A 6,763-nucleotide genomic window follows, 5' to 3' on the forward strand; every position below is an offset into this window, starting at 1 on the left:
TAAAAGCTCGTCTCTCACTGGTGGGGAGCCAGTACTTCGAGTATGGCGCCCTTAGACGACAATGCATCTTTGTAGCTTCCGCTCAGGCTAGAGTAGGTCGGGTACATCTCACTCCGTCGTCATACGTCGAGTGCGGAGCTCGGCAAGCGGGCGCTGAACTCCCGTTCCTCAAAAATCGAACATGCCAGATCCCGCTGCAGATCAGCGAGAAGAAGTCGTATACGCAAGGCTGGCGCTGAGCGGAAACCATACTGCCGAGTTCCGGGTTGCCCTGTCTCTTCTGCGCCGTATACCTTGGAAACGCTCCTCAACTCCTTTCATCCCTTGGATTCCATGACCGTTCGCCGCCGATTTCTACTCGCCTCGTCCTTGGCCCGACTCATCCAGCGCGAAAGGGGTGGTCTGCGCCAGATCGAAGGCTTCTTCCCGGAACAGCGGGACCGCAGCTCCTGGGTTCGCCTGGAGGAGAACAGAGCGCTGCTGATCTTGAAGACGGCGGGCCCGAACGGGGAGGCCGAGGAACAGACCGAAGTGCCTGTGGGCCACGCCCACGCGCTGCTCGACGTCTGCGCCGGTGAGATCGACTACACCCGCACAAAGCTCCGGATCGGCGACCGGGAAGTCCTCATCGACCAGTTCAACCGGCCTCGTGATCTGCATTTCATCACAGTGGAATTCGACAGTGAGGCTGAGGGCAGGGGGTTCCATCCACTTCCGTGGTTTGGCCCTGAGATCACAGCTGAGGCCCGCTATAGCAACCAAGCAATTGCCCTGAGAGGCGTCGAACAATACCAGGATGCTCCCCTGTCCGATGAGGCGCTCAACGGTCTGCTCGACACCCTGGAGAACCGTTTCCCGGATCAGCCGCGGTCGGCCATCAACCGTCCAGCCAAGCAGCGAGCGGTCAGCAAGGCTCCGGCTGGCCCAGCATCAGGGGATGGACGAACTGCCCAGGTCAACCTTGACGATATCGAGGCGGCGATGATGGCTGAGATGGAGCGTACATTGCAGAAGGGCAGACCTGATTAAAGATCTGCCGGTCGGATTCCAGACCCTCGTCTCCTATCCAGCTGGCACGATCCTTGGTGCGTTATCATTGGACGGCACCGGCGGCATCGGCCGCCTGTCGATCTGTCGCTTGCACATGCTATCCCCCTGGGCCCTGCAGGAAGATTACCAGGCCTGCATTGCGTGAGGATGTCATCGCCTGCTGCGACCGCAATATGGGACACCTGTGACCGTCAGGGTCGCTCCGCCGGATTAAGCTTCAGAAACAGATGAGCTGCCAGAAGAGCATCGTTCAACGCATCGTGCGCGTCACGCAGGTGAGCAATGTTGATACCTGCCTTTAAACAAGCATGACGGAGTTTGCCGGGCAGACCGGAGCGCTTCGCCAGAGCCATGGTGCAGAAGAAGCGCTCCCGTGGGTACGTTGGCTGTGATGCGCGCTCGAACTCCCGTTTGAGAGTGTTGTACTCATAGGCGTAGTTGTGAGCGATGATCGGGTCGTCGCCCACGAAGTCGATCAGGTCATGGACGACCTGATCAAAGTACGGCTCCTGCTCCAAGTCGGCCAGTGAGATGCGGTGCACTGTATAGCAGAATGGGCTCATGGCTGAGCGTGGCTTGACCCTGCGAACAAATGACCGAGGGGAGACCGTCCTGCCGACGACTTCTACAGCAGCGATTTCGATGACGTGATCGTAGGACTGAGCAGTTTCGACGTCGATGACGACGTACCGGTTTGATTGATTCATTGTTAAAAATCGTATGCAGTTCTTGGATGATTGGGATTGAGCACTCAGCCCCATAGGTGATTTGTCGGCAATGCTAGTTCATGGCTGGCTCGGGCGCCAGCCCATGACTGCCCCTGCAAGCCTCACGCAAGCTTAACCTGCTATCAAGATCCTCAGCGCACTGTGTCTGCTCCAACCAGGAGACGCCACATGAGCGAATGGCATCAGCGCGACCACGGCCCGATTACCGAGGATAAGCTCGTCCGGGCAGTGCACATTCTCGCCGACATCGTGGAGACAAACGGCCCAGCTTTCCGCCCACTGTACCAGGACCTGCGGCAGCAACTCGCCGATCTTCGCCTGCAGCAGCAGGCGGAAGCTGCCGCCAAGGCCAGAGCCGACCAGGACACCACCAAGGTTGCTTGAGCCTCAAGAGCGTGAGCAGCTTGTACGGGAGCTGATGATTACGTGCCAGAAAGTCCGTAGCGCTGAGAACGACTTCGGGGCCTGAGCCAGAGTACGTGGTCAGGTCGACGCTGCAAAGAGAGCTCTCGGTGAACCTGGTCCAGTGTAGTGGAGCGATGGTACGCCGGGTTGCGACCGTCAGTTGGTAAGAGACATGCCGCATACCGAATGATTTTCCTCGCTCGGCTCGAACTCAGATACCGGTCACTCGGCGAGAACCTACTGATTGGTGCACGCATTTAAGTTCCAGAGCAGTTTTCCCGTGGCCGCTCGAAAGAACTGCGGCATCCATATTTGGACTGATCGCTCCTGGCACCGAGGCATCAGCTCGTAGTTGACGTTAACCTGTCCGGCATGGATTCCACCGCCTTCGCCATCACCTGCGCGAGCCGGGCAGGTCCTCGAAAGTGGACAGGTCCCCAGTCTAACCCTCTGTTTACGGTTTGCTCTCAGAGTCACGCCACCGCTGGAATCAGCTTGGCCAATCATCTTTCAATTGCGTAAAAGATCATGCATTCAACCCGTAAGCCACCCTTCGCCCCGCCACCTCTGTCTGGAGAGGAAAATGCCCGCGAGAACGCCAACGTTGTCCGGTTGCGGCAGGGTCGAAGGGATAACGAAGGCGTCCCGGCCCAGGACGGTGACGAGCCCCCGTGGAGACAGGCCTTTGTTCTGGCCGAGGGCGTGAAGGCCACGCGCACCCCGGATAACGTCATTCGAGCCCGCAACGGCCATATAGAACTCCCGTCCACGCAGCCGGGGCACCCAGCTCCCGCTGTCAACTCAACGCGTGAGCACATCCGCCCCGTCATCGACGAGGAGCGCGTTGGGGCATCCGAGCCAGTTGTCAGAAGTCAGATTGCAGAATTGCGGTCGGCGTTGGCCTCCGAGTATCCGGTTTCTGAACGACTAGCATCACTCGCCGACAGGGAAGCTGCCCTGTCTAGCGCTGGCTGCGGAGAGATGGCCGGTTCCGCGCGCCAAATGATCGAAACGGCGACACGGCTTCCGTCGTCACAACAGGCTCCTGCTGCCGATGAGATTCCGTCCCCGAAACAATGCCTGGAGGCCGAACCTGAGCTGGGCGCCACTCCCTTCAGCTTGACGTCAGGAGCCGTCTCGTTCTCGTGGCAGGGACTGTCGTACGGAATGACTGGCATCGGTTCAGCGGGGAATCTGGACGCCCTGTCAGCGGCCCCTGCCGACGGGCAGATCGTGGTGACCACCGACGTGGTCGTCGAGGTCACCAACGACAGCCAAGAGGCTCCGGATGGAACTTCCGAGATGGAGTATTTCGCCGCTATTGAAGCAGCGCTGCCATTCGAGCAACCCCAGGAAACGACCGTCGAGGCTGGGATCGCCGTTGTGGGAGGAGAAGCGGCTTCTACGGTTCTAAGTGCTAGCGTGTCGGATCCTAACGAAGAGGAGGTCGATCTCGGATACCTCGCTCTCTACGAGGATCTCCAGCTGGCGGCGAGCAAGAAATCGCAGATGAAGAAGGTTGCCCTTGAGCTCCAACCGGCACCAGAGGTCGGCTCTGCTCCTGTCCCGATGCCTGATGCGTCAGCCGGTTCGGTTCGGGAGCGGAGTGAGGAGCTTCCCGCACCCGACGCTGTGACAGGCCTGGGCCAGGCAGAGGCTACCTTGCAGCCGCTTCAGGAGGCTGGATTGGTCGTGGATCTCCCCAAAATCGCTCCGTCAGCGTGGGGGCATCCGATCTCTCGCCCACAGACACCTGAGGATTGGTCATACCAGAAGCCGGACATCGAATTCCTGGCCGAGCCGCCCGAACGCGAAGGACCGGAGCTGACCGAGGACATCCTGGAAGAGACGGCAGGGCGATTGGAGAAGGTCATCCGCGACTTCGGCGTGAAGGGCGAAGTTATCCATGTTCATCCGGGCCCGGTGGTCACGCTCTACGAATTCGAGCCTGCCCCCGGCATCAAGTCGTCTCGCGTCATTGCGCTTTCAGAGGATATCGCGCGCTCAATGAGTGCCGTCTCCGCGCGCGTGGCGGTGATCCCAGGCCGCAACGCCATCGGCATTGAGTTGCCGAATGAGACCCGCGAAACGGTATACCTGCGCGAACTGCTTGCCTCAGGCGACTTCGAGATCTCGAAACACAAACTTCCCCTCTGCCTCGGCAAGACCATCGGGGGCGAGCCGGTGATCGCCGACCTCGCCCGCATGCCCCACCTGCTGGTGGCCGGCACCACCGGCTCGGGCAAGTCGGTGGCGATCAACACCATGATCCTGTCGCTGGTCTACCGCTTCACGCCGGAAGAATGCCGGCTAATCATGGTCGATCCCAAGATGCTGGAGCTCTCCGTCTATGACGGCATCCCGCACCTGCTCACGCCCGTCGTCACGGATCCGAAGAAGGCGATCATCGCCTTACGCTGGGCCGTGCGCGAGATGGAGGACAGGTATAAGAAGATGGCGAAGTTGGGCGTGCGCAACATCGATGGCTTCAACGCCCGAGTCTGCGAGGCCAAGGCCAAGGGGGAGGTCATCACACGGACCATCCAGACGGGTTTCGACAAGGCCACGGGGGAGCTGACGTATACCGAAGAGGTGATGGACCTTACATCGCTGCCCTACATCGTGGTAATCGTCGACGAGATGGCCGACCTGATGATGGTGGCCGGCAAGGAGATCGAGGGCGCAATCCAGCGCCTGGCCCAGATGGCCAGAGCTGCCGGCATTCACGTGATCCTGGCGACGCAGCGGCCTTCGGTAGACGTGATCACCGGCACGATCAAGGCGAACTTCCCCACGCGCATCTCGTTCCAGGTCACGTCCAAGATCGACAGCCGCACGATCCTGGGCGAAATGGGCGCGGAGCAGCTCTTAGGCCAGGGCGACATGCTTCATATGCAAGGAGGAGGCCGCATTGCTCGCGTTCACGGGCCCTTTGTTTCTGACGTGGAGGTCGAACGTGTCGTTGCTCACCTCAAGCGACAGGCCAAGCCCGTCTATGTGGAGGCGGTCACGGCCGAGGATGATGAGGAAATGGAGCCGGAGCAGATCCCGGTCTTCGATGAGAGCGAAATGGGGCTTGGGTCGGGCGAACTGTTCGACCAGGCGGTCTCGATCGTACTGCGGCACAAGAAGGCCTCGACCTCGTACATCCAGCGGCGGCTGCAGATCGGCTACAACCGGGCGGCCTCAATCATGGAGCGGATGGAGAAGGAAGGGATAGTCGGACCTGCCAACCATGCAGGCAAGCGCGAAATCCTCATCGGAACGGGTGGAGCGGACGAGGACTGAGGCTGGAAGCAGACCGGACTGGCACACGCGAACGAGCATCGGCTCAGCCTCTAGCAGTCGGTGTAGCTGGCTGGCCTCACTCGTCTCCACACAGAGCCCTCGGGATTACTTTGGTGCTCCCGAGGGCTCTTACTTTTAGATATACCCTTCCAAGACATCAAAAGTGTTTGTGTCGCATGCATCCTGCGCAATGCTGGATCCCTGGAAGATAAGGCTCCGTTGCATTAACTTGGAAAGGGCACGACGAACCCAGGCGGAATGGATTGCTCAGGCGGCAAGACCGAAGAGCTGGTTCACAAGACGGATTTCGCCTGTCACACCGGGCTGCGGCAGGTTGCAGTGGCCACGACGGATCATGCGCATGACCTCAAACCCTCTCAGGTTTGCGGCGGCGGCTTTCATCCTCTGGAAGCCGCGCGTCGGCCGGATCACGCGCTTGAGCGCGCCATGATCCGCCTCAAGGATGTTATTCAGATACTTCGAGGTGCGGTGCACCACATCGTTCGGCAGCAGCCCTTCGTTCTGCAGGCGCAGGATTGCCTTGGGATACGACGCCAGTTTGTCGGTCCTGATGGATGAAGGAGGATAGTCGCTCACCGCGCTCTCCTTGTGTCTCTTTGACAACTGGCAGATCCTGAACCTCGGATCATCTATCTAAGCGTAAGGCCCTCGATCAGACTGTCAAGTTATAGCGGCTTCCTGTGGAGCTCAGGGGGGAGGATGATTCAAAAGGTGTCGTCTGGGATGCGGGTCCTTAAGATTGGACCGCCTGAGAATGGCTCCGAAGGATTGAAAAATTTACACCTGAGAGAAGTGCCAGATACGTCACTGGAGCCGGCACGGGCGCTAATACCGGCTCAGGTCATGGAAAGAGCCGGCTTGGAAGGCGTTACCGCCTAATCCGATAGTACCGCGTTGAGATGATAGGCTTCGACCCGGTCTGTGCCTGACCAATCTAGGCCTGCAACGGCCGCGTGTGTAACACTGGTGAGCGGCGTCTAATGGCACACCCCGGAATGACACCATTGTCGGTTGATGGTCGTAACCCCGAACATTTCTGAAGGCAGAGAATCTTCACACAGTCTTAATCCGCGGACGTTTGGCACACTGCCGAAAAGTAGTGGAATGCAGGGTCAGACGATGTGAAGGCGCGTGTGTCCGGAGCACACGCGCATCGGTGAGGTGATCCCTCAGTTCTGAGGCTGCGGGACAAGTCCCCCGTCGCTCTCCCGGGGCCGGCCCGGGCGGGTCGTCGGAACGGCCGAACCGCGCACGGGCGGGGCCGTGTCGCC

4 protein-coding genes and 1 pseudogene are annotated in these 6,763 nt (G+C 59.8%); 3 read left to right on the forward strand and 2 right to left on the reverse strand.

Annotated elements, in window-relative coordinates; translation table 11 throughout:
- The first annotated feature begins 333 nt into the window (after positions 1-333).
- Entirely contained in the window at positions 334-1,029 is a 696-nt protein-coding gene (locus JAO75_RS23425) for a hypothetical protein (protein ID WP_199051624.1), read from the forward strand.
- Positions 1,030-1,241: 212 nt separating this feature from the next.
- Here JAO75_RS23425 and JAO75_RS23430 read toward each other — a convergent pair whose 3' ends face one another.
- A complete protein-coding gene (locus JAO75_RS23430) occupies positions 1,242-1,757 on the reverse strand; it encodes a 3'-5' exonuclease (RefSeq protein ID WP_199051625.1) in 516 nt (171 codons plus the stop codon).
- 189 nt (positions 1,758-1,946) lie between these two features.
- Here JAO75_RS23430 and JAO75_RS23435 point away from each other — a divergent pair, with 189 nt between their 5' ends.
- Entirely contained in the window at positions 1,947-2,162 is a 216-nt protein-coding gene (locus tag JAO75_RS23435) for a hypothetical protein (RefSeq protein WP_199051626.1), read from the forward strand.
- A gap of 1,554 nt (positions 2,163-3,716) precedes the next feature.
- Positions 3,717-5,471 (forward strand): annotated as a pseudogene (locus JAO75_RS23440) (DNA translocase FtsK); the annotation flags it as partial.
- 267 nt (positions 5,472-5,738) lie between these two features.
- Here JAO75_RS23440 and JAO75_RS23445 read toward each other — a convergent pair.
- The gene (locus JAO75_RS23445) at positions 5,739-6,068 is read right to left on the reverse strand and encodes a DDE-type integrase/transposase/recombinase (RefSeq protein ID WP_199051628.1); all 330 of its coding nucleotides are present in this window, start codon (positions 6,066-6,068) and stop codon (positions 5,739-5,741) included.
- Positions 6,069-6,763 lie beyond the last annotated feature (695 nt).

This window comes from Microvirga splendida, from assembly GCF_016427565.1.
GTDB lineage: Bacteria > Pseudomonadota > Alphaproteobacteria > Rhizobiales > Beijerinckiaceae > Microvirga > Microvirga splendida.

Coding starts and splice junctions, on each gene's coding strand:
- JAO75_RS23430 (WP_199051625.1), bottom strand. CDS start 1,757: ATGAATCAATCAAACCGGTACGTCGTCATCGACGTCGAAACTGCTCAG.
- JAO75_RS23425 (WP_199051624.1), top strand. CDS start 334: ATGACCGTTCGCCGCCGATTTCTACTCGCCTCGTCCTTGGCCCGACTC.
- JAO75_RS23435 (WP_199051626.1), top strand. CDS start 1,947: ATGAGCGAATGGCATCAGCGCGACCACGGCCCGATTACCGAGGATAAG.